The 19,610-nt window shown below is 69.0% G+C and carries 25 protein-coding genes and 1 tRNA gene; 7 read left to right on the top strand and 19 right to left on the bottom strand.

Going from position 1 to position 19,610, the window contains the following annotated elements; genetic code table 11:
* Position 1: 1 nt before the first annotated feature.
* The 7 genes from RIE31_07380 to gluQRS are packed head-to-tail and all read right to left on the bottom strand — an operon-like array spanning position 2 to position 4,684.
* Positions 2-238 (bottom strand): hypothetical protein, encoded by a 237-nt coding sequence (locus RIE31_07380; GenBank protein MEQ8640409.1) that lies wholly within the window; start codon positions 236-238, stop codon positions 2-4.
* A gap of 17 nt (positions 239-255) precedes the next feature.
* Positions 256-1,146, bottom strand: a complete 891-nt coding sequence (locus RIE31_07375; protein ID MEQ8640408.1) for a 3-hydroxybutyryl-CoA dehydrogenase — start codon at positions 1,144-1,146, stop codon at positions 256-258.
* 31 nt (positions 1,147-1,177) lie between these two features.
* Complete coding sequence (locus RIE31_07370) at positions 1,178-2,191, bottom strand: electron transfer flavoprotein subunit alpha/FixB family protein (protein MEQ8640407.1); 1,014 nt, start codon at positions 2,189-2,191, stop codon at positions 1,178-1,180.
* Between the two features lie 4 nt (positions 2,192-2,195).
* On the bottom strand, positions 2,196-2,948 hold the full coding sequence (locus tag RIE31_07365; protein MEQ8640406.1) for an electron transfer flavoprotein subunit beta/FixA family protein: 753 nt from the start codon (positions 2,946-2,948) through the stop codon (positions 2,196-2,198).
* 13 nt (positions 2,949-2,961) lie between these two features.
* Positions 2,962-3,546 carry a cob(I)yrinic acid a,c-diamide adenosyltransferase gene (locus tag RIE31_07360; GenBank protein ID MEQ8640405.1) on the bottom strand — a complete coding sequence of 195 codons (585 nt, stop codon included), beginning with the start codon at positions 3,544-3,546 and terminating at the stop codon, positions 2,962-2,964.
* Between the two features lie 8 nt (positions 3,547-3,554).
* Positions 3,555-3,749 (bottom strand): twin transmembrane helix small protein, encoded by a 195-nt coding sequence (locus RIE31_07355; GenBank protein ID MEQ8640404.1) that lies wholly within the window; start codon positions 3,747-3,749, stop codon positions 3,555-3,557.
* Positions 3,746-4,684: a tRNA glutamyl-Q(34) synthetase GluQRS gene (gene gluQRS / locus RIE31_07350; protein MEQ8640403.1), complete on the bottom strand. Its 939-nt coding sequence runs from the start codon at positions 4,682-4,684 to the stop codon at positions 3,746-3,748. Before gluQRS ends, RIE31_07355 begins: the two co-directional genes overlap by 4 nt.
* A 12-nt stretch (positions 4,685-4,696) precedes the next feature.
* Between gluQRS and RIE31_07345 the strand changes: the two genes are divergently transcribed.
* Genes RIE31_07345 through RIE31_07335 form a run of 3 tightly spaced genes read left to right on the top strand, consistent with a single transcriptional unit; the run spans position 4,697 to position 6,731 of the window.
* Complete coding sequence (locus tag RIE31_07345) at positions 4,697-5,398, top strand: DNA-3-methyladenine glycosylase 2 family protein (GenBank protein ID MEQ8640402.1); 702 nt, start codon at positions 4,697-4,699, stop codon at positions 5,396-5,398.
* Complete coding sequence (locus RIE31_07340) at positions 5,395-6,063, top strand: dienelactone hydrolase family protein (protein MEQ8640401.1); 669 nt, start codon at positions 5,395-5,397, stop codon at positions 6,061-6,063. The genes RIE31_07345 and RIE31_07340 overlap by 4 nt, the downstream gene beginning before the upstream one ends.
* Positions 6,060-6,731 (top strand): dienelactone hydrolase family protein, encoded by a 672-nt coding sequence (locus RIE31_07335; protein MEQ8640400.1) that lies wholly within the window; start codon positions 6,060-6,062, stop codon positions 6,729-6,731. The genes RIE31_07340 and RIE31_07335 overlap by 4 nt, the downstream gene beginning before the upstream one ends.
* Here RIE31_07335 and RIE31_07330 read toward each other — a convergent pair.
* Positions 6,713-7,978: an adenylate/guanylate cyclase domain-containing protein gene (locus RIE31_07330; protein MEQ8640399.1), complete on the bottom strand. Its 1,266-nt coding sequence runs from the start codon at positions 7,976-7,978 to the stop codon at positions 6,713-6,715. The two genes, RIE31_07335 and RIE31_07330, sit on opposite strands and share 19 nt — an antisense overlap.
* Positions 7,979-8,145: 167 nt before the next feature.
* On the opposite strand from RIE31_07330, the gene RIE31_07325 reads away from it, so the two are divergent.
* Positions 8,146-8,706 carry an HNH endonuclease gene (locus RIE31_07325; protein MEQ8640398.1) on the top strand — a complete coding sequence of 187 codons (561 nt, stop codon included), beginning with the start codon at positions 8,146-8,148 and terminating at the stop codon, positions 8,704-8,706.
* Here the strand turns inward: RIE31_07325 and RIE31_07320 are convergent.
* From RIE31_07320 to RIE31_07310, 3 genes are all read right to left on the bottom strand, one after another.
* Positions 8,703-9,209 (bottom strand): demethoxyubiquinone hydroxylase family protein, encoded by a 507-nt coding sequence (locus tag RIE31_07320; GenBank protein ID MEQ8640397.1) that lies wholly within the window; start codon positions 9,207-9,209, stop codon positions 8,703-8,705. The two genes, RIE31_07325 and RIE31_07320, sit on opposite strands and share 4 nt — an antisense overlap.
* A gap of 71 nt (positions 9,210-9,280) precedes the next feature.
* Positions 9,281-9,775 carry a disulfide bond formation protein B gene (locus RIE31_07315; protein ID MEQ8640396.1) on the bottom strand — a complete coding sequence of 165 codons (495 nt, stop codon included), beginning with the start codon at positions 9,773-9,775 and terminating at the stop codon, positions 9,281-9,283.
* Positions 9,775-10,353 (bottom strand): YqaA family protein, encoded by a 579-nt coding sequence (locus RIE31_07310; GenBank protein MEQ8640395.1) that lies wholly within the window; start codon positions 10,351-10,353, stop codon positions 9,775-9,777. The genes RIE31_07315 and RIE31_07310 overlap by 1 nt, the downstream gene beginning before the upstream one ends.
* A gap of 255 nt (positions 10,354-10,608) precedes the next feature.
* On the opposite strand from RIE31_07310, the gene RIE31_07305 reads away from it, so the two are divergent.
* Positions 10,609-11,955: an MATE family efflux transporter gene (locus RIE31_07305; protein MEQ8640394.1), complete on the top strand. Its 1,347-nt coding sequence runs from the start codon at positions 10,609-10,611 to the stop codon at positions 11,953-11,955.
* 64 nt (positions 11,956-12,019) lie between these two features.
* Positions 12,020-12,106: transfer RNA gene (locus RIE31_07300), tRNA-Leu, on the top strand.
* A gap of 22 nt (positions 12,107-12,128) precedes the next feature.
* Here RIE31_07300 and hisIE read toward each other — a convergent pair.
* From hisIE to RIE31_07260, 8 genes are read right to left on the bottom strand one after another with little or no spacing between them, the layout of a single operon-like run.
* Positions 12,129-12,773 (bottom strand): bifunctional phosphoribosyl-AMP cyclohydrolase/phosphoribosyl-ATP diphosphatase HisIE, encoded by a 645-nt coding sequence (gene hisIE, locus RIE31_07295; GenBank protein ID MEQ8640393.1) that lies wholly within the window; start codon positions 12,771-12,773, stop codon positions 12,129-12,131.
* The gene (hisF, locus tag RIE31_07290; GenBank protein MEQ8640392.1) at positions 12,770-13,537 is read right to left on the bottom strand and encodes an imidazole glycerol phosphate synthase subunit HisF; all 768 of its coding nucleotides are present in this window, start codon (positions 13,535-13,537) and stop codon (positions 12,770-12,772) included. The genes hisIE and hisF overlap by 4 nt, the downstream gene beginning before the upstream one ends.
* The gene (locus RIE31_07285) at positions 13,531-14,277 is read right to left on the bottom strand and encodes a HisA/HisF-related TIM barrel protein (GenBank protein MEQ8640391.1); all 747 of its coding nucleotides are present in this window, start codon (positions 14,275-14,277) and stop codon (positions 13,531-13,533) included. The genes hisF and RIE31_07285 overlap by 7 nt, the downstream gene beginning before the upstream one ends.
* Positions 14,274-14,870 carry an imidazole glycerol phosphate synthase subunit HisH gene (hisH, locus tag RIE31_07280; protein MEQ8640390.1) on the bottom strand — a complete coding sequence of 199 codons (597 nt, stop codon included), beginning with the start codon at positions 14,868-14,870 and terminating at the stop codon, positions 14,274-14,276. Before hisH ends, RIE31_07285 begins: the two co-directional genes overlap by 4 nt.
* A 32-nt stretch (positions 14,871-14,902) precedes the next feature.
* On the bottom strand, positions 14,903-16,114 hold the full coding sequence (locus RIE31_07275; GenBank protein ID MEQ8640389.1) for a bifunctional histidinol-phosphatase/imidazoleglycerol-phosphate dehydratase: 1,212 nt from the start codon (positions 16,112-16,114) through the stop codon (positions 14,903-14,905).
* Positions 16,111-17,421 carry a histidinol dehydrogenase gene (hisD, locus tag RIE31_07270; protein ID MEQ8640388.1) on the bottom strand — a complete coding sequence of 437 codons (1,311 nt, stop codon included), beginning with the start codon at positions 17,419-17,421 and terminating at the stop codon, positions 16,111-16,113. Before hisD ends, RIE31_07275 begins: the two co-directional genes overlap by 4 nt.
* A gap of 3 nt (positions 17,422-17,424) precedes the next feature.
* The gene (gene hisG / locus RIE31_07265; GenBank protein ID MEQ8640387.1) at positions 17,425-18,309 is read right to left on the bottom strand and encodes an ATP phosphoribosyltransferase; all 885 of its coding nucleotides are present in this window, start codon (positions 18,307-18,309) and stop codon (positions 17,425-17,427) included.
* Positions 18,306-18,653, bottom strand: coding sequence for a YerC/YecD family TrpR-related protein (locus RIE31_07260; GenBank protein MEQ8640386.1), 348 nt, complete (start codon positions 18,651-18,653; stop codon positions 18,306-18,308). Before RIE31_07260 ends, hisG begins: the two co-directional genes overlap by 4 nt.
* 137 nt (positions 18,654-18,790) lie before the next feature.
* On the opposite strand from RIE31_07260, the gene RIE31_07255 reads away from it, so the two are divergent.
* Positions 18,791-19,603 carry a hypothetical protein gene (locus RIE31_07255; protein ID MEQ8640385.1) on the top strand — a complete coding sequence of 271 codons (813 nt, stop codon included), beginning with the start codon at positions 18,791-18,793 and terminating at the stop codon, positions 19,601-19,603.
* Positions 19,604-19,610: the final 7 nt, after the last annotated feature.

Genomic DNA, 19,610 nt, shown 5'->3' with positions numbered 1-19,610 from the left:
CCTAGCGGGAAGAAGTCCGCCTGGCGGCCTCAATCAGATTGTCGAACGCACGGACACCCATGGCGTTGATGTGGGGCCGGCCCAGCCATGCATTGATCCTGAGACGCAGGTCACGCGCGTCGGCGCTGGCCAGGTCGGCGAACCGGGCATAGCCGATCTGTTCGAGATAGTCCGCCGTCCTGGGCCCGCACAGCGGGACGGCCAGGATGCGCTGCCGGTCTTCAGCGGAAAACGGCATGCAGGTTTCGGTTGCCCCTACCGTGTCGGCACCGGGGTGTCGCCGGTATAGTCATAGAAGCCGCGGCCGGTTTTCTTGCCGAGCCAGCCGGCGTCCACATACTTCACCAACAGCGGGCACGGCCGGTACTTGGTGTCGGCCAGGCCCTCATACAGCACCTGCATGACGGCGAGGCAGGTATCCAGCCCGATGAAGTCGGCCAGCTCCAGCGGCCCCATGGGGTGGTTGGCGCCCAGCTTCATGGCGGTGTCTATGGCTTCGACGCTGCCTACGCCCTCATAGAGGGCGTAGATCGCCTCGTTGAGCATGGGCAGCAGGATGCGGTTGACGATGAAGGCGGGAAAATCCTCCGACACCGCTGCTGTCTTGCCCAGGTCGCGGATCAGTCGGGCGACACGGTCGAAGGTATCGTCGGTGGTGGCGATGCCACGAATCAGCTCCACCAGTTGCATGACCGGCGCCGGCTTCATGAAATGCACGCCCATGAACTGGCCCGGCCGGTCGGTGGCCGCGCCCAGCCGGGTGATGGAGATGGACGAGGTGTTGGTGGCCAGCAGTCCGTCCGGCTTCAGATGGGCGCACAGTTCCTTATAGACTTGGCGCTTGACCGCCTCGTCCTCGATCACCGCCTCGATAACCAGGTCGCAGTCGGCCAGGCCCTTTAGAGTCGGGACAGTGGTGACGCGACGCAGCGCCGCGTCGCGGGCGGCGGCGTCAATGCGTCCGGCCGCCACCTGACGGTCCAGATTATGCCGGATGCGATCACTGGCCCGGGCCAGAACCTCCCGGCTGCTGTCGGTGATGAGCACCGGGTGGCCGCCCAGCGCGCAGACATGGGCGATGCCATGGCCCATCTCGCCGGCGCCGATGACCCCGACCTGCCCGATGACTTGTGCCGTATCCGCCATGCAACCCTCCTGCCGGTTCACCCTGTGCAGGCTAGTCGGATTGCAGGGCCGCCACCAGCCGCGGCAGGAGGTCCTGATAATCGCCGAGCAGGGCGAAGTCGGCCTGGCGCAGGATGGGCGCCATGGGATCGCGATTGATGGCGACCACCACTTTGCTGCCCTTCATGCCGTCCACATGATGCACCGCGCCGGAGATGGCGACGGCCACATACAGCTCCGGTGCGACCCTGGCGCCGCTTTGTCCGACCAGCGCCGACAATGGCGCCAGACCGCCGTCTATGGCGGTGCGGCTGGCGCCGACCTCGGCGCCCAGAGCTTCGGCCAGACCCTGCAGCAGGGCCCAGTCATCGGCCGAGCGGAAGCCGCGCCCACCGGCGACAATGGCGCGGGCCTGGGTCAGATCGCTCCTGGCCGCGGCCGGGCGGGCGCGGGAGATGAGACGGGCGCGGTGATCAGGCGGCGGCGGTTGAATGGCTTCCACCGGTGCGCTGGCTGATGATGCCGGCAGTTCGGCCGTCGGATCGAAGGCGATTGACCGCACGGTGGCAATGACCGGCACGGCTGCCGTGCGGCACGGCACCAGCATCTGGCCGGACCGCTCCGGCCGGACGAAGCGGTGAGCGCCGCGCACCTGAACAATGTCGCTGACCATGGGGCGCTCGAGCAGGCCGGCAAGGCGCGGCAGAACATCCTGACCAAGGCTGGTGGCCGGCGCCAGCACATGGCTGTAGCGAGAACTCTCGCGTGCCAGCAAGGCCGCCAGCGGGCCGGCCAGCCGCCAGGAGTCACCCGTTCCGCCGGCCGTTCCGCCGGTTGTCCCGCTGTCGCTGCCGTTGGCGGCGCCGTCATCGCCAAAGCGGTTCACCCGGTCAACGCCGGTCAGACGGCGCGCCATGGCCACCGCATCGCCGGCGCGAAACCCCGGGACCAGAACAGTCACCGTCGTCGCTGCGGCGTCGGCGATGGCCCGGGCGGCAGTGATCGTCGAGCGGCTGGGCCGGCTGATGACGCCATCGTCGTGCTCGGCGAGAACCAGAACGGTCACGGCCTCAATCCAGCACGGTTGTGGAGTCGCGCAGCCAGCGCACCAGCTCGGCGGGATCGCGGGTGGTCCGCGCCGGCGGCCGGCCTGGTGGCGCGAATGCGTCCTCCGGCACAACGCCGGCAGCCAGCGCAGCCGCGTCCACATCCAGGTCAAGGGTCTCGACCGGCATCTGCCGCGCCTTGTTGTAGTGCGGCGCCGTCACATAACGCGGCGTCGCCATCAGCACGTCGCAGGTGATGACCGCTGGCGGCACCAGCTCCAGCAGTTCGGTGCCGTGTTCTATGCGGCGGGTGACGCGCAGACGGTCGGGCCGGACGAGGATGGAGGTGGCCGCCGTCGCCTGGGGCCAGTCGAGCAGGGCAGCCAGCATGGCGCCGGTCTGCCCGTGGTCGCCGGTGGCGGACTGACGGCCGGTCAGTATCAGGTCGGGGGTTTCCTGTTGTGCCGCCTGGCGCAGCAGGCGGGCGACGGCCAGTGGCGACAGTTCCGCCGGGCCCGGCACATGAATGGCGCGATCCGCCCCCATGGCCAGCGCCGTATAACAGGTGTCGAGCGCATCCGGCTGGCCGATGGTGAGGGTGGTGACGGAGCCGGCGCGGCCGCGTTCGCGCAGTTGCAGCGCCATTTCCAGCGCCACCTCGTCATAGGGATTGATGGCGCGTTCCAGATGGGCCTGCTCGCCACCGCCGCCGGTGACGCTGATGCGCAAGGTGTGGCGATACTCCACCGCGTGCTTGACGGCGACCAGGATCTTCACCGGGATCGCCTGGTCAGCCGTTGGTATCGCGGGTGGCGCCGGGCTGCCACAGCACGTCAGCCGCACCGTGATCGTTCAGGACACGGGCCAGAACGAACAGATGGTCCGACAGCCGGTTGAGGTAGTGGCGGGCTGCGCTATTGACGGTGTCGCGGCGGGCGAGCGTCACAACCGTCTGCTCTGCCCGCCGGGTTATGGTGCGGGCCATGTGCAGCGCCGCCGCGGCCGGTGCGCCGCCGGGCAGGATGAAGCTGGTGAGCGGCTTCAGGGATTCGGTCATGGCGTCGATTTCCCGCTCCAGCCGGGTCACCTGATCCGGTGTGACGCGCAGGGCCCCTTCGTTCCTGCGCCCGCTCTGCGGTGTCGCCAGATCGGCGCCCAGATCGAACAGATCGTTCTGGATACGGCCAAGCATATGGTCGTCATCGGCGCCGGCGGCTGTCATCTGGCAGCGAGCTACACCGATGGCCGCATTCAGCTCGTCCACGGCGCCCATGGCGATGAGGCGCAGATCATCCTTGGCGACCCGGCTGCCGTCCACCAGGCCGGTCTCGCCACCGTCGCCGCCGCGGGTATAGATACGATCCAGTCTGACCATCAGCGCTCCTAACGACCCAGCAGAAACAGCAGCCCCAGAAGGATGATGGCGGCGAGCTGAAAGCCCACACGAAACTGCATGGCCCGATTGCCGTGCCGCGCGGAGAGACCGCCGCGCCGCGTCATGGTGAAAACGCCAAACAGCAGTGACGCCACCGTGGCCGCCATCGCCACCACGAGCGCGATAGTGAGAAAGCCGCTCATGGCCCCTGTATAGCCGTCGCCAGGCCGGCGGCACAGCGGGCTTCCCCATCCTCCAGCAGGGTCTTGATGTGCTGCGCCGTCATGTTCCGGGCTCGCAGGGCAGCGAGCGAGCGGGCGTCGTCGCGCTTGGCCAGCCGCTTGCCGCGGCCGTCCACCACCAGCGGATGGTGCAGATAGTCAGGTACCGGCAGGCCGAGCAGCGCCTGCAGCAGACGGTGGATGTGGCTGGCGGCGAACAGGTCCTCGCCGCGCGTCACCAAGGTGATCCCCTGCGCCGCGTCATCCACCGTTACCGCCAGATGGTAGCTGGCGGGGATGTCCTTGCGCGCCAGGACGATATCGCCGAAGGGGGCGGGGTCGGCCACTTGCTCGCCCCGGCGGCGATCGTGCCAGACCAGATGCGGCCCGGCTTTTGCCAGGGCCTGGTCCATAGGAAGGCGCAGAGCGTGGGGTTCGCCGGCGGCCAGGCGGGCTGCCCGCTCGCTGGCGGCAAGGGCGCGGCATGTGCCGGGATAGGGCGGTGTCATACCATCGCCAGAGCCGTCTCCGGCGCTTCCTTCGCGGCCAGCGGCCGGATGGGGCGCGCTGCCGGCGCGGTCGATCTCCGCCCGGATTTCCGCGCGGGTGCAGAAACAGGGATAGAGCAGATCCATACCGGCGAGCCGATCGAGCGCCGCCTTGTATGCCGCCATGCGTGTCGACTGGCGCAGAACCTCCCCATCCCATGGCAGGCCGAGCCATGTGAGGTCGTCGAGAATGGCCTGCACATAGGCCGGCCGCATGCGAGGTCCGTCAATATCTTCCAGGCGCACCAGAAAACGACCACCCGCCTGTCGCGCGGCGCGCCAGGCCACCAGGGCGGCATAGGCATGACCCAGATGCAGCGCGCCGGTGGGGCTGGGGGCGAAGCGGGTGATGACGGGCGTGACGGGCATCGGTGGGGTAGTATGCCAGAGATGCACAGCAAGGCCGAGACGACCGCAGCCGGCGCCACGCCATGTCCTGATCTGACCCCCGGCACGGCCATCCGCAGCCGGGCAATTCTGGCCCGGGCGCTGGCCGCACTGGCGGCGGATGATCGCCCGTTGAGGGTTGCCCTACAGGCGCTTGGTCCGCCGCCCCTGCGCTGGCGCGGCACTGGTTTTCCGGCGCTGGTGTCGATCATCCTCGGCCAGCAGGTGTCGCTGGCCTCCGCAACGGCGCTGCGGGCCCGCTTGCTGCGGGCGGCGCGGCCACTGACGCCCGGCGCCGTCCTTGACCTGGGTGAGGACAGGCTGCGCGCCATCGGGCTCAGTCGGCAGAAGGCTGACTATGTGCTGGGACTGGCCACGGAGATCGCCGACGGCCGCCTCAACCTGCAAGGCCTTGCGCGCATGAGCGATGGAGACGCCCAGGCCAGGCTCATGGCGCTCAAAGGGATTGGCCGCTGGAGTGCAGAAGTCTATCTGCTGTTTGCGCTCGGCCGCCCCGACATCTGGCCGGCCGACGATCTGGCGGTGCAGGATGGGGTCGCCCGGGTGCTGGGGCTGTCCAGCCGGCCGGACGCGGCGGCGACCCGCCATCTGGGCGAGCGCTGGCGACCGTGGCGCAGCGCCGCCGCCCGCCTCATGTGGCATACCTATGGCAAGGGACAGTGGGAGAGATCATGAGCACGTCATCCATACGACTGGATGGGCCTGAGCGCCTGCCGCAGGGCGCGGTCAGCCGCGTCGTGGTTCTGCTGCACGGCTATGGCGCCGATGGCGAAGATCTGATTGCCCTTGCGGATGAATTGACCGATGCCCTGCCGGGCACGGCATTTCTTTCGCCGCACGGGCCGGAGCCCTGTGAAGCGGCCGGCTTCGGCCGCCAGTGGTTTGGTCTGGCCGAACGAACGCCGGCGGAATTCGATCGCGGGACCGATGGCGTAGCGCCGGTGATCGATCGCTGGCTGGACCGGGTGCTGGCGCGTTTCGGGCTATTGCCGTCGGCCCTGGCCCTGGTTGGCTTCAGCCAGGGTGCCATGCTGGCCATGCATGTGGCCGTGCGCCGGCCGTCACTACTGGCCGGTGTTGTGGGCTTCTCCGGCCTGCTCCCGGCGCCCGGCCGTCTGGCCGCCGAAATCCGCACCCGGCCGCCGATGCTGCTGATCCATGGGGCGGCGGACGAGGTGATTCCGGTGGCCGCTCTGGACCTGGCCGAACGCTCCCTCAAGGACGTGGGGGTGGCGGTGCAGGCGGTCCGGCGGCCCGGTCTCGGCCATGGTATTGACGGGGCGGGTCTGGACCAGGCGCGCCGGTTCCTGCGTCACGCATTCGCCCTCTCCGACGCATGATTGCGGAGCCCGATGACATCTGTTTCGGCCCGGCAGGCGGCGGCGCGCCGGCCGCACTGGTGCTGTTGCTGCACGGCTATGGCCATACAGCAGCGGAGATGGCGAGCCACGCGCCGGCCCTGGCGCGGCATCTTCCCGAGGCCAGGTTTATCGCCGTCAACGGCTTCGACCCGTGCCCCACATGGCCTATCGGCCGGCAGTGGTGGCCGGTCGGCCGGCGGGCGGCGGACGAGCGACCGGCGGCGGTGGCGACGACCCTGGCGCTATTGAACCAGCGGGCCGACGGCTGGCTCAAGGCGCTCGGCCTGTCTGGCCACCGGCTGGTGGTGATGGGCTTCAGTCAGGGAGCGATTCTGACGCTGGAGTTCGGCCTGCGCCGGAGCGTGACGCCGGCGGCGCTGGTGTCCTTTTCCGGCAAGCTTCTGGATGACACACGGATTGCGCAGGATGTGGCGACGCGACCGCCGGTGCTGGCGCTGCACGGCGACCTGGATCGTGCTGTGGCCGTGTCGCGACTGGCGGAGACGGAGGCGGCGCTGACGGCGCTGGATGTGCCGGTCACGGCGCGGCGGATCGCCACCCTTGGCCATGTGATGGATGAGGAGGGCATCGCCGCGGCCGGACGCTTCGCGGCCGTGGCGCTGGCTGCTCAGGCGGTGTCGCGGTAGCGCTTCAGCGTGAACAGCAGACGCGGTGTGCGCACACCGCGCAGGCGCACCCGGCCGATTTCCGACAGGCGGGCGCCGCAATGGAGCGCCGCGCGGGCAAAGGTCTCGCTGATGAGGACGGGGTAATCGAGCGTACCGCTCAGCGCCTCAATACGGGAGGCTTCATTGACCGTCGGGCCGATGACTGTGAAGTCCAGACGGTCGGCCGCACCCACATTGCCATAGCGCACCTCGCCCAGGTGCAAGGCCATGTCCAGTCCCATGATGTCCTGACCACGCTCCATGCGTTTGGCATTGAGGGCCAGCACACGATCCTGCGCGTCCTCCACCGCATCCAGCGCCGTGCGGCAGACATCGGCATGATCGCGGTCGGCCAGTTGAAAGCTGGCCAGCATACCGTCGCCTGTAAACTTCAGCACTTCGCCGCCGCGCGATGTAAAGGGCAGCGCCATGCAATCCATATAGGCGTTGATGGTTGTGACCAGATCTTCCGCCGACAGGGTGTCGGACACCGCGGTAAATCCACTGAGATCGGCATAACAGATGGCGGCATCGATGGTGTCGGTGGTGCCACGGATGATTTCGCCGCTGAGCACGCGCTGCGCCGCGTCCGGCCCGAGATAGGTTTCAAGCGCGCTGGTCGCGACCGTGCTGGCGACCGCCGCCCGCACACCCAGCGCCAGGGTCGGCAGCAATGAGTCCAGCAGACCGATCTCCGCATCGCGAAAGCCGCCGGGCCGGTCGGTAGCGAAGGAGATGCTCATGGCGCCGGCCTGGCCGCTGCGCCAGCTTTCCCACACGCTGCGGCCGCCCTGATTGCCAAGCGGTACTGACCAGGCGGCATAGTCGGTCGCCCCTTCCTCGTGGCCCAGGCGCCGCACGATATCGAAGGGGTGGTCATCTTTGATCGGGTCGAGGCGCAAATGGCGCTTGTCATTCATGAGCATCCAGACGAAGGGATTGCCGGCCTGACCCGAATCCGCGGTGTCTGCCGCTCCTACATGGGAAAAGGCGTCCTGCGGCGCCAGACCGGTGGCGCGGCGCCAGACATTGAGATGGCCACGCCAGATGGGATGCAGGGTCGGTGAGCCGAGGCTGACCCGCAGTAACAGCATGCCCTGGTCCGTCAGGCGAGCGGCGAGCCCGCCAAGCAGCGCCGGCACGGTGGCACCGGCAAGGCCCTCACGGATCAGCCAATGTGAGAGTTCGGCCGGGTCCGGCAGAGGCGGCGGCGGGGCGTCGTTCATGTGGGCAGTATGGCACGGCCATGCGGCGGGCGGCAGCGATCCGGCCGCGGGCCGCCGCTGCGGCGCGATTGTCACGTCTGCGGCACAGCCACCAGCCATGAGGTGCCGGAGACTTGCCGACAAATACCCCTACAGATAGAGTCGCAGCACCAGACGGAGGCTATATCTTGTCGCTATCCGAAGGCCAGAACCCGGCGCTCGTCCTCAACGCGGACTTCCGTCCCCTGAGTTACCTGCCCCTGTCGCTGTGGTCGTGGCAGGACACGGTCAAGGCGGTGTTCCTCGACCGGGTGAGCGTGGTGTCGGAGTATGACAAGGTTGTGCGGTCGCCGCGCTTCGCCATGAAGCTGCCGAGCGTCATAGCCCTTAAGCAGTATGTGACGCCGGTATCGCGGCCGGCCTTCACGCGCTTCAACGTCTTTCTGCGCGACGGATTCTGCTGTCAGTACTGCGGTGACGCCCTGCCGGCGCACGAACTGACCTTCGATCATCTGGTGCCGCGGGCCCGTGGCGGCCAGACCCTGTGGGAAAACGTCCTGACCGCGTGCGAGACCTGCAATATGGAAAAGGGCAGCCGCATGCCCGCCGAGGCCGGCATGCACCCCATGCGTCGGCCATGGCGACCGACGGTGTGGGAGTTGCAGGAGAATGGTCGCGGCTTCCCGCCCAACTACCTGCATCGCAGTTGGCGCGACTTCCTCTACTGGGATAGCGAGCTGGAACCCTAAAGGCGCGTCGACAACCGGATGGCCAGACGGGTCGCGCCCCGAATGGCGCCGCTCAGCAGGCGGTAGCCCGGAACCTCGGCCGCACCGGCGGCCAGCGCCGTATCGCGGTGTTCCAGTTCCTCCGCGCGAAACGCTGCGATGCGTTCAGCCAGTGGCTTCTCGCTGCGGGCCAGGGACTGGTCGGCGGCGATTTTCTCCTGCTGCTCGCGGTAGTGACGGTCAATGACGTCCTCTACGGCGACGGTGCAGGCCATGGCCGCTTTCGGTCCCAGCGCCGCGGTGGCGACTCCCAGCGCGTAGCCCGCCACGTGCCACAGCGGCTGCAGCACCGTCGGCCGCACCCGGCGCTCCGCCACCATGGCGTTGAAGGCGGCGAGATGCGCTTCCTCCTGCTGCAGCATGTGGCGCAGGGGCTCGGCCGCGGGCGTGTCGCCAAGCACCGCCAACTGGCCTGAATAGATGCGCACCGCGCCATACTCCCCGGCCTGGTCGACACGGATCATGGCCGCCACCTGCGGCCCGGCCGGCGGCGACGGGGCGGCGGATTTCTTTCTGCGAGGACGGGCGGGACGGGTCATGACGGCCTCCGGCCGGTTGTCAGGCGCTGGCCGGCGGCAAGCAGGGCGAACAGGGCCAGCCCGGCCGACAGCAGCCCATTGTAGGCCGCCATGCTGAGCCCCAACAGGGACCAGGCCACCTGATCACAGGATGCCGGCTGGCTGGCCAGCGCCTGGGCCAGTTCCTCCACCGTGGCGCCGGCCGGTGCGGCGGTGCAGGCGGCCAGCCCTGGCCACCAGCCTTGCTCCACGCCCACATGAAAAAAGGCGATGCCGACGCCGGCCGCCAGGACGCCACCGGCAGCGAGAAGGACGACCGCCGCCGCCGTGCGGCGGCCGCTGCGGTCGAGCAGGAATGCGCCGAGGGCCAGGATGATGACCGCGCCATGCGGCCAGCGCTGCCACAGGCACAGCGGGCACGGATCAAGCCCGCCGAATATCTCAAAGGCGAAGGCGCCGCCCAGCAGCGAAAGGCTGGACAAAGCGAGCAGGAGGGGTGCTGCGCGCAGCATCAGACGAGCCGCCAGACAATGATCAGGGCCAGCACCACCGCAAAGGCGATGGCCGTGACCGTGCCCAGCCGTCGCTCCACAAAACGCCGCGCCGGCGGACCGGCATAGCGCAGCAGCGCTGCCTCGGCAAAGAAGCGCAGGCCACGCCCGGCGACGGAAGCGATGGTGAAGAGAACGGGATCCAGGGCCAGCGCACCGCTGGCGATGGTGATGATCTTGTAGGGAAAGGGGGTGAGGGCGGCACCGACCACGAACCACAGCCCCCACACGGCGTAATAGGCCTGAAACGCCGCGAAGCCATTGCCGCCGCCGAAGATGGACAGGATCCACTGGCCGACCGTGTCAAACAGCGTGGCGCCGATGGCATAACCCAGCAAGCCGCCCAGAACGGAGGCGATGGTTGCGATTGCGGCAATTCGCCAGGCGCGGCCAGGCCGGGCCAGCACCATGGGCACGATCATGACGTCGGGCGGCACGGGAAAGACGCTGCTCTCGACAAACGAGACGATGGCCAGCGCCGGCTCGGCCCGCCGGTGGCCGGCCAGAGCAAGCGTACGGTCATAGAGGGGTCGCAGCATGGGGAGTCGGCGCGGCATGGGGCTCCGGCGGTTGTGGCGGGGGCACGCCGGTGGCGGTCCAGCCTGACTCGGCCCGGCGGGGTGTATCAGCCGCACCGGCCAGCCGCAAGCGGCGGGCGGCGGCCGGCGGGGCGGTTCGACAGACGGTGGCCGGCCGGGCAAAGTCCGGTGATGTCCGAAGGACCGCCAGCATCCGCCCCCGACGCCGGGGCCCGTGCCGACCTGCCGCCGGCATGGCGCCCGGCCGGACCTTTGTTGCCGCGGCTGCGTCGGCACGTCCGCCAGATTGTGATCCTGTCGTTGCCGATCATTGTCGCCCGGGCCGGCCAGTTGGTTCTCAACTTCGCCGATACGGTGATGGTCGGCCGCGCCGGTCCGGCGGAGCTGGCGCGCCTCGGCTTTGGCCTGTCGCTGTCCATCACCTTCATTGTCGCCGGCGTCGGTTTGCTCATGGGCACGCTGGCCATGACGGCGCAGGCGCTGGGTCGCGGCCAGAGCGCAGAGGCCGGGGCGGTGTGGCGGCGCTCTCTGCCCTTTGCCCTGATTGTCGGTGTGGCGGCGGGCGGGCTGACGGCGGCGAGCCAGCTGATCTTTCCGTTCTTCACTGACGATGCGGCGCTGGTGGCGGACTCCGGTCGGGTGGCGCGCATCTTCGCGCTCGGTCTGCCGGCGGTGATGCTCTACGCCGCGACCTCCATGTTCCTTGAGGGGCTGCGGCGACCGGTGGCCGGCATGGTCATCATGATCGCCGCCAACGGGGTCAATGTGCTGCTCAACTGGGTGTTCATCTTCGGTCACTGGGGGGCGCCGGCAATGGGCGCGGAAGGGTCCGCCCTGGCCACCTCCATACTCCGCTGGCTCATGGTGCTGGCGATCCTGGCGTGGGTCTGGTGGGCGCCGACCCTCAGACGCTATGGCGTACGCCATGGCGGACCGGCCAGCTGGGCCGATGGCCGGGCACAGCGCAAGCTGGGCTATGCCGCCGGCGCCAGCATGGCCTTCGAGCTGTCGGCCTTTTCCCTGTTGACCCTGTGGGTCGGACGTCTCGGCGAGGTGGCGCTGGGGGTCCACACCATCGCCATGAACCTGACGGTGCTCGTCTTCATGGTCGCCATCGGGCTCGGCTTCGCCACGGCAGTGCAGGTGGGTGAAGCGAAGGGCGCGGAGCAACCGCATGAGATGCGGCTGGCTGGCTGGACCGGTCTCGCCCTGACGACCATTACCATGACGGCGGGTTTGATCCTCTTCCGTCTGGCGCCGGACGGGCTGGCGGCGTTCTACAACGATGATCCGGCGGTGCTGGCGCTGGCCGGCGGAGTCATCGCGTTTGCCGCCTGGATCCTGATTTTCGACGGCGGGCAGACCGTCATGCATTCGGCCCTGCGCGGTCTTGGCGACACCTGGGTGCCGACGCTGTGCCACTTCACCAGCTATTATGTGGTGATGCTACCGCTGGCCTGGCTGCTGGCTTTCCGGCTGGAACTGGGCCTGGCCGGCGTGTGGCAGGCCTATCTGGTCGGCAGTATGCTGTCCGTGGCCTTGCAGGCCGGCCGTTTCCGCTGGCTGACCCGTCCGCCGAAGGCGGACAGAGTGGCGTTCTAGCCCGGCCTAGTGGTTCCGTGGCGCGGCGAATACCGCTAGGCTCCGCCCGGCATGACGCCCGGATGCCCCTGTGGCGGAATTGGTAGACGCGACAGACTCAAAATCTGTTGTCCGCAAGGACGTGCTGGTTCGAGCCCGGCCAGGGGCACCACCGCCAATACAGTCCGGTTTTGTCAGGCCGGACGACTGCCATGCCGTCCGGCCAGCTCCCGCGCCACATGGGCAAGTGACAGATGGCGCGCGCGCAGCAGCACCATCAGGTGATAGAGCAGATCGGCGGCCTCGGCGGTGAGCGCCGCATCGTCCTGGCCGGCGCCGGCCAGTGCCGTCTCCACGCCTTCCTCGCCCACTTTCTGGGCGGCGCGGGCAACGCCTTCGCGCAACAGGCGGGCGGTGTAGCTGGTGGCCGGATCGGCCCCCCGCCGCTGCTCGATGGTGGCGTCGAGGGCGGCCAGGAAAGCCAGTGCCGGGCCCGGATCATCGGCGAAGCAGGTGCGGCTGCCGGTATGGCATGTGGGACCGGCCGGCACGGCGCGCACCAGCAGGGTGTCACCGTCGCAGTCGGCGTGGAGGGAAACCAACGCAAGGACGTGGCCGGAGGTCTCGCCCTTGCGCCAGAGCGTGTTCCGGCTGCGGCTCCAGAAGGTGACCTGGCGGGTGTTCAGGGTGGCGTCCAGGGCATCGCGGTTCATATAGCCGAGCATAAGCACATGGCCGGAACGCGAGTCCTGAACGACGGCCGGCAGCAGGCCGCCGCCCTTGGCCCAGTCCAGTGCATCGGCATCCACTGTAAAGGCGGGTTCAGACGTTTCGCTCATTGGCGCACCTCCACGCCGGCTTCGGCCAGCGCCTGTTTGAGATCGGGAATGGTAATTGCGCCGCTGTGAAAGACGCTGGCGGCAAGGGCGCCGTCCACACGGGCTTGCCGGAAGACGTCCGTGAAATGGGCCATCGAACCTGCGCCGCCGGAGGCGATCAGCGGCACCGGACAGATGGCGCGGACGGCGGCAAGCTGGTGGATGTCATAACCCTGGCGCACACCGTCCTGGTCCATGCAGTTGAGGGTGATTTCGCCGGCGCCGCGATCCACGGCTTCGGCGATCCAGTCGAGCGTCGGCCTGGCGGTGGCTGCCGCGCGGTCGGGGTCACCGGTGTTGGTATGGGTTCGCCATTGGCCATCGACCAGACGCGAGTCGATGCCGACCACGACGCACTGGCAGCCGAACTCGCTTGCCAGCTCCTCAATCAGGGACGGGCGGTCGAGCGCCGGCGTGTTGACGGAGATCTTGTCGGCGCCGGCAAACAGGCGGGCCTGGGCGTCGGCAACGCTGCGGATGCCGCCGGCGACGGTGAAGGGTATGTCGAGTCGGGCGGCGACGCGACCGACCCACTCCGCCGCCACCGTGCGGCCGGCCGGACTGGCCGCAATGTCATAGAACACCAGCTCGTCCGCCCCGTCAGCCGCATAGCGACTGGCCAGGGCCTCCATATCACCGACGTCGCGGTGATTGCGGAAGCGAACGCCTTTGACCACGCGGCCGTCACGCACGTCCAGGCACGGGATGATGCGACGGGCTAGCATGGCGCGGCTTCGTCCAGAGTCCGGGCCAGGGCTTCGACCAGGGTGAAACGGCCTTCATAGAGGGCGCGGCCGATGATCGCGCCACTGAGGCCGGCATCACGCAGGCGCGCCAGATCGGCCGTGTCGGCGATACCGCCAGAGGCTTGCCAGGCGATGTGCGGCCATGTGCGGACCAGGCGGCGGTAGAGGATGTCATTAGGGCCGGCCAGCATGCCGTCCCGGCCGATATCGGTGACCAGGGCGTGGGCCAGGCCGGCGCCGGCATAGGTCTCCACCAGACCGTCCAGAGTGACGCCAGCACACTCCGTCCAGCCGGCGACCCGCGGCCGGGCTTCTCCCTGTTCCAGTGTCACATCAAAGGCCAGGGTCAGGCGATCCGGGCCAAATCGCTGCAGCCAGCGGGTGACGCGGGCCGGGTCTGTCACGGCCAGGCTACCGACTACGGCGCGGGCGGCGCCGGCGTCGAGGATGGCCTGCACATCGGCGGCGCTTCTGACCCCGCCGCCGGTCTGCACCTTCAGTCCGGCACCGTTGATGGATTCGACTGTGGCAGCCTGGCGTCGGGCGCCATCACGTGCGCCGGACAGATCCACCAGATGCAGCCAGGTTGCCCCGGCCGCCGCATAGGCCCGGGCCGTGGCCAGGGGGGCCTCGCCATAGTCGGTGACTGCGGCGAAATCGCCTTTGGCAAGGCGCACCACGCGACCATCAAGCAGATCAATCGCCGGATAGAGGATCATGGCTGAGCCAGAAAGTTGGTGAGAATGCGGGCGCCCACGGCGCCGGACCGCTCCGGGTGAAACTGGCAGCCGGCCACATTGCCGGATCGCGCTACGGCAGTGATGGTCTCGCCGTAGGTGGTGGTGGCGCGGCTCCAGGAGCCGGCGGGGGCGTAGTAGCCGTGGACGAAATAGACATGCGCGCCGACCGGTACACCGGCCAATAGCGGTTCGTCCGACGCCACAGTGTCCAGGGTGTTCCAGCCCATATGCGGCCAGGGGCCCGCCGCTCCGGGTTCAAGCCGCTGGATGGCGGCCGGGATACGACCCAGCAGAGGCACGTCGCCTTCCTCAGAGTGGGCGAACAGGAGTTGCATACCAAGACACAGGCCCAGCAGCGGGCGGCTCTCGCCAGCCAGCGCCTCGGCCCAGCCGCTCGCGGTCAGATGGCCCATGGCCGGGCCGGCGGCGCCGACCCCCGGCAGGATCAGACGGCGCGCGCCACGCGCCGCCGCCGGTGTCGCCGCCACTACGTAGTCGGCGCCGAGACGCTGCAGGGCGAAGCGGACGGACGCCAGGTTGGCGGTGGAGGTGTCGATGAGGGCGGTGGTCATGGGCGTAATTCCAGGGCGCCGTCGCGGGCTGCCTACAACACGCCTTTGGTGGACGGCAGCGTATCGCCGGCGACGTGCAGCGCCTGGCGCAGGGCCCGGCCCAAGGCCTTGAAACAGGACTCGATCATGTGATGGGCGTTGTCGCCGCTGACCTGCACATGGATCGCCGCTTGCAGGCTGTCGGCCAGCGAGCGAAAGACGTGGCCTGTCATTTCCACCGGAAAATCACTTACCCGCTCGCCGGGGATTTCGCCCGCGAAACGGCAGTAGGGCCGGCCCGACAGGTCAATCCACACGCCGGCACGGGTCTCGTCCATGGGCAATTCAAACCCGAAGCGGCCGAGGCCACGCTTGTCGCCCAGCGCCTGGCGCAGGGCCTCGCCCAGAGCCAGCGCCACGTCCTCCACCGAATGATGGACGTCTACCGCCACGTCCCCGACACAGGACACGTCCAGGGCAAAGCCGCCGTGCCGGGCGATCTGCGCCAGCATGTGATCATAGAAGGCGACACCGGTAGTGATGGTGCCGCCGCTCCGCTCCAGATCCACCACGACCGTCACGTCGGTTTCTGCCGTGGTGCGGCGCACATGGGCGCTGCGGCCTGCGGCGCTAAGCCCCATGTGACGGGCCAGGCGACGGGCCTCGGCAGCGGTGGCAACGGCGGCGGCGAAGGTGTCACCGTGGCGGGCCATGACCAGGCCCATGGCAGTCAGCCGGCGGGCCAGAGTGTCGCCGTCACGACCGGTAAGCAGAAGCCCATCGGCCGCAATGGTACAGGCGCTGACAGCGGGCTCTGCCGCAAGCAGGGCGTACACCGGCTGCAGGGCCCGGCGGCGTTCGTGTGCCGCCGCCTCCGCCGCCAGCAGGGCGCCCGGCGACAGGGCATCGCCGGCGGCCGATACCAGGCAGGCGGCCGGTGGTGACAGATGGTCCCTGATGCGTCCGGCGGCGGCGCTATCACCGGCGACAATGACCACCAGCGGTGCGTCAACCGGTCCCAGCCGGTAGAGGCAGGGTGCAGCCGCAGATGGACGGGCGACCGCAAGCGGCCCGTCTGCCGCGCGGTCCGCCGCCAGTGTCACGCCGGCGGCGGTGCAGGCGCGACGGGCATCCGCCGGACTGCTGGCCAGCACCAGTTGGTCCACGGCCAGGTTGAGCAGAGCGGCAGCCCGGCCGAGCAGCTCGGCGCGCGCCTCCGCGGCGTGGTCGTCAGGTGATCGCGACAGGTCCAGACGCGCCGTCATGGCGCGGCCTTTTCGCGTCTGAGCCGCATGGCCAGCCCATGAGCCTGCAGCCCCTCCAGGGCGGCCAGCCGCTCCACGGTGGGGGCCATGGCCGAAGCCGCCGCGGCCGACAGATCCAGCACGGTGCAGGTGCGCTGAAACATCTCCACCGTCAGTCCGCCATAGGCGCGCGCCGCGCCGCCGGTCGGCAGTACATGGTTGGGGCCGGCCGCATAATCGCCGGCCGCCTCCGGCGACCACGGCCCGATGAAGATGGCGCCGGCCCGGTCTATGGCATCGGCAAGGGGGCGTGGGTGAGTGGTCTGAATAATCAGGTGCTCGGGGCCGTATGTGTTGGCAACGGTCACGGCGGCAGCGTCGTCGGCGACGATGATGGCGCGGCCGTGGCGCAGGGACGCACGGGCGATGGCGGCGCGCGGCAGGTCGGCCAGGAACCGGTCGAGGGCGTCGTCCACGCGGCCGACAAAGTCAGCGGAGCGGGCGACCAGCAACACCTGAGCCAGCGGGTCGTGCTCCGCCTGGCTCAGCAGATCGGCGGCGATGAAGTGGGCATCGGCCGAATCGTCGGCGATGACCATGACTTCGCTGGGACCGGCCGGCAGGTCTATGGCCGGTCCGCCTGGCTCCTGCGCCACCAGGGTCTTGGCAGCGGCGACCCAGGCATTGCCGGGGCCGAAAATACGGTCGGCTCGGGGCAGTCCGGCCGCGCCATAGGCCAGCGCGGCGATGCCGTGGGCGCCGCCCACCGCATAGACTTCGTCAAGGCCGAGCAGGGCCGCCGTCGCCAGAACGGTCGGGTGGATTCCGCCCGAATCGTATGACCCGCAAGGCGGGCTCAACACGATGATGCGCGGCACACCGGCCAGCAAGGCCGGCACCGCCAGCATCACCAGGGTGGAGATCAGCGGCGCCGTGCCGGCCGGCACATAGAGGCCGGCGACGCCAACGGGCATGACCCGGCGTTCGGCCCGGCCGCCGGCCCAGGGTTCGCTCTCGTAGGGTTGGTAGCCCTGCGGAGCATGAAAACGGCGCACCGCACCGGCGGCGGCCAGGATGGCGTCGCGGTCGGCCGCCGGCAGGGCCGCGCCGGCGGCCTCAAGCGCCGCCTCCGGGACGCGAAAATCAGCGGCGTCATAGCCGTCGAGACGACGGGAATACTCATGCACCGCTACGCTGCCGCGCCGGCGAACATCCCCCACAATGGCCGCTGCGTCGGCCATGGCGTCGGTCGTGGCGGCGGGCCTGGCAAGGGCGGCGGCGCGCTCCTTAGCGTCGGCCTTGTCCCAGTGCAGTCGGTTGAGGCGCATGGGTCAGGCCAGCATTTTCTCGATGGGCAACACAAGGATAGAGCGGGCGCCAGCGGCCTTGAGCTGTTCCAGCGTGGTCCAGAAGACCTCCTCTGTGCACACCGCATGCACCGCAACCATGTCGTCGCGGCCGACCACCGGGGCGACGGTGGGCGCATCGGCACCGGGCAGGGTGGCGCGGATCTCGTCCAGCCGGTCGCGCGGCGCGTTGAGCAGAATGTATTTGGTCTGGCGCGAGGCGATGACCCCTTTGAAACGCTGGATCAGCAGGTTTGCGGTCTGCGCCACCTCGCCGGTGCCGACACCGGGCGCGTGAATCAGCACCGCCTCGCTGTGGCGCACGGAGGCGAAGGGCACAAGGCCATTGGCCTCCAGCGTGGCGCCGGTAGACACCAGATCGCAGATGGCATCGGCAATCCCCATGCGCGGTGCGACTTCAAGTGAGCCGCCCATCTCGACGATTTCCGCTGCGACACCCTGGCTATCGAGGAAGGCGCGGGTGAGACCCGGATAGGTGGTGGCGACCGCGCGCCCGTCCAGATCACCAATGTCGCGCACCGCACTGTCGCGTGGCGCCGCCAGCTTCAGGCTGCAACGGGCGAAACCAAGGGGCAGGGCCACCTCCAGACGGGCGATGCGGGGCGACCGCGTTGCCGCTTCGGCCAGAACATTCTCGCCGACGATGCCATAGTCACATGCGCCGCTGGCAACAAAACTGGGAATGTCGTCGTCGCGAATCAGCATCAGGTCGAGAGGCAGATTCTCAGCATGGCGGCTTAGCGCGTCACGGGTATAGGCGAAACGCACGCCGGCCCGCTCCAGCAGGTCGAAGCCGCCATCGGCCAGCCGGCCGCGGCGCTGCACCGCCATGGTCAGGCGGGCGCTCATGACCGCCGCCGTTTCAGGCGGTCCAGCACCAGGCGATAGCCCTGGTGCGGCTCCTGACCGAGAAAGCGGGCGACCCGCGTGACCGTAGTGGTGGAGACGCCGGTCTGGCCGGAAATGTCACGATAGGACTGGCCGCCCTCGTCCAGCATACGAGCGACGCGCCAGCGCTCCGCCATGGCCTGGCGCTCGCCGGGAGTGGAGAGGTCCAGCAGGAAACGGCGCATCTCGTCGGGCGTGCGCAGCATCAGAAGAGCGGTGCACAGCGCCGCAAAATCGCTGTCGGGCTGGACCAGGTCCGGAGCGGACGGCGGAGCAGGTGCGAGGCGCGTGGCAGTTCGGGTCATCATGGTCTCCAATGAAGTCCAGCGCACTATAGTGTATTATCATGCTAATACAATAGGCGTTGATGTCATGGGTAAGGCTGGACCAGCCGCCACGCCGGGGTGGCTGCCGCGGGCCGCGTTCGACGCTATGCTGCGGCATGACCAGCCACCATAAGGTGCCGGCCGACCTGCCGGCCGACCTGATAGACCTGGACCGCTGGCCGGTGGCAGATCCGGCATCACCGCCCGCTGCGGCGGTGGTCCGGCGCGCCCGGTCCGCCCTGGCCGACCAGGGCTTTGCTCTTCTGCCGGGCTTTCTGCGGCCACAAGCCGTGGCGCGGCTGCGGGCGGAGGCTGATGGCCTGATGGACCGGGCCCATGCGGTGAATCGCTTCCGGCCGGCCGGTCAGGTGTGGCCCGATAGCCGTGGCGACTGGCGGCTGCCAGCGGATTATGTGCAGCGCTACGCGTCCGTTCCCTATGACGCCATGGCCGCAGACTCTGGTGCCCGACGCCTCTACCAGTGGAGCGGGCTGACGTGCCTGATTGGCGCCATCATCGGCGACGAGCCGCTCTATCCCATGGACGATCCGGCCTTTGCCTGCCTGCTTCATGTGATGCGGGCGGATGACCGGCTGGACTGGCATTTCGATCCCAACGATGCAGTGGCGACGCTTACTCTGGACGCGCCGGCGAGCGGCGGCGAGTTTGAGATCGCCCCTGGCGTACGCGACGGTGGAGAGGAGACGCCGGCCATGGCGGCGCGCCTGCAGGACGTGGTGAGCGGCCGCTGGCCCGCTATTCACCAGGTGGCGCCGCGGCCTGGTGATCTTCTGGTGTTTCAGGGGCACATGGCCATGCACCGGGTGAGAGAAATCGGCGGGGCGGCCGCCCGTCGCAATCTGGTGTGGTCCTACACGTCACTGGTCGGCGAAGGCTTCACCGGCGACCGCACCGCCTATGGTGCGTGAGGCGCGC

Source organism: Alphaproteobacteria bacterium (assembly GCA_040218575.1).
In the GTDB taxonomy this organism is placed as follows: Bacteria; Pseudomonadota; Alphaproteobacteria; order JAVJRE01; family JAVJRE01; genus JAVJRE01.
The sequence above is the reverse complement of the archived record's forward strand: the minus strand, read 5'-3'. Positions and strand labels throughout refer to the sequence as shown.

What these genes read in the sequence shown, in the direction of transcription:
- RIE31_07310 (MEQ8640395.1), bottom strand. Translation starts at nt 10,353, where the DNA reads ATGCTGCGACCCCTCTATGACCGTACGCTTGCTCTGGCCGGCCACCGG.
- RIE31_07320 (MEQ8640397.1), bottom strand. Translation starts at nt 9,209, where the DNA reads ATGATCCGTGTCGACCAGGCCGGGGAGTATGGCGCGGTGCGCATCTAT.
- RIE31_07340 (MEQ8640401.1), top strand. Translation starts at nt 5,395, where the DNA reads ATGAGCACGTCATCCATACGACTGGATGGGCCTGAGCGCCTGCCGCAG.
- RIE31_07275 (MEQ8640389.1), bottom strand. Translation starts at nt 16,114, where the DNA reads ATGACGGCGCGTCTGGACCTGTCGCGATCACCTGACGACCACGCCGCG.
- RIE31_07335 (MEQ8640400.1), top strand. Translation starts at nt 6,060, where the DNA reads ATGATTGCGGAGCCCGATGACATCTGTTTCGGCCCGGCAGGCGGCGGC.
- RIE31_07375 (MEQ8640408.1), bottom strand. Translation starts at nt 1,146, where the DNA reads ATGGCGGATACGGCACAAGTCATCGGGCAGGTCGGGGTCATCGGCGCC.
- RIE31_07285 (MEQ8640391.1), bottom strand. Translation starts at nt 14,277, where the DNA reads ATGATCCTCTATCCGGCGATTGATCTGCTTGATGGTCGCGTGGTGCGC.
- hisD (MEQ8640388.1), bottom strand. Translation starts at nt 17,421, where the DNA reads ATGCGCCTCAACCGACTGCACTGGGACAAGGCCGACGCTAAGGAGCGC.
- RIE31_07360 (MEQ8640405.1), bottom strand. Translation starts at nt 3,546, where the DNA reads ATGGTCAGACTGGATCGTATCTATACCCGCGGCGGCGACGGTGGCGAG.
- RIE31_07255 (MEQ8640385.1), top strand. Translation starts at nt 18,791, where the DNA reads ATGACCAGCCACCATAAGGTGCCGGCCGACCTGCCGGCCGACCTGATA.
- RIE31_07315 (MEQ8640396.1), bottom strand. Translation starts at nt 9,775, where the DNA reads ATGCTGCGCGCAGCACCCCTCCTGCTCGCTTTGTCCAGCCTTTCGCTG.
- RIE31_07260 (MEQ8640386.1), bottom strand. Translation starts at nt 18,653, where the DNA reads ATGACCCGAACTGCCACGCGCCTCGCACCTGCTCCGCCGTCCGCTCCG.
- hisG (MEQ8640387.1), bottom strand. Translation starts at nt 18,309, where the DNA reads ATGAGCGCCCGCCTGACCATGGCGGTGCAGCGCCGCGGCCGGCTGGCC.
- hisIE (MEQ8640393.1), bottom strand. Translation starts at nt 12,773, where the DNA reads ATGAGCGAAACGTCTGAACCCGCCTTTACAGTGGATGCCGATGCACTG.
- RIE31_07380 (MEQ8640409.1), bottom strand. Translation starts at nt 238, where the DNA reads ATGCCGTTTTCCGCTGAAGACCGGCAGCGCATCCTGGCCGTCCCGCTG.
- RIE31_07345 (MEQ8640402.1), top strand. Translation starts at nt 4,697, where the DNA reads ATGCCAGAGATGCACAGCAAGGCCGAGACGACCGCAGCCGGCGCCACG.
- hisF (MEQ8640392.1), bottom strand. Translation starts at nt 13,537, where the DNA reads ATGCTAGCCCGTCGCATCATCCCGTGCCTGGACGTGCGTGACGGCCGC.
- RIE31_07355 (MEQ8640404.1), bottom strand. Translation starts at nt 3,749, where the DNA reads ATGAGCGGCTTTCTCACTATCGCGCTCGTGGTGGCGATGGCGGCCACG.
- hisH (MEQ8640390.1), bottom strand. Translation starts at nt 14,870, where the DNA reads ATGACCACCGCCCTCATCGACACCTCCACCGCCAACCTGGCGTCCGTC.
- RIE31_07330 (MEQ8640399.1), bottom strand. Translation starts at nt 7,978, where the DNA reads ATGAACGACGCCCCGCCGCCGCCTCTGCCGGACCCGGCCGAACTCTCA.
- gluQRS (MEQ8640403.1), bottom strand. Translation starts at nt 4,684, where the DNA reads ATGCCCGTCACGCCCGTCATCACCCGCTTCGCCCCCAGCCCCACCGGC.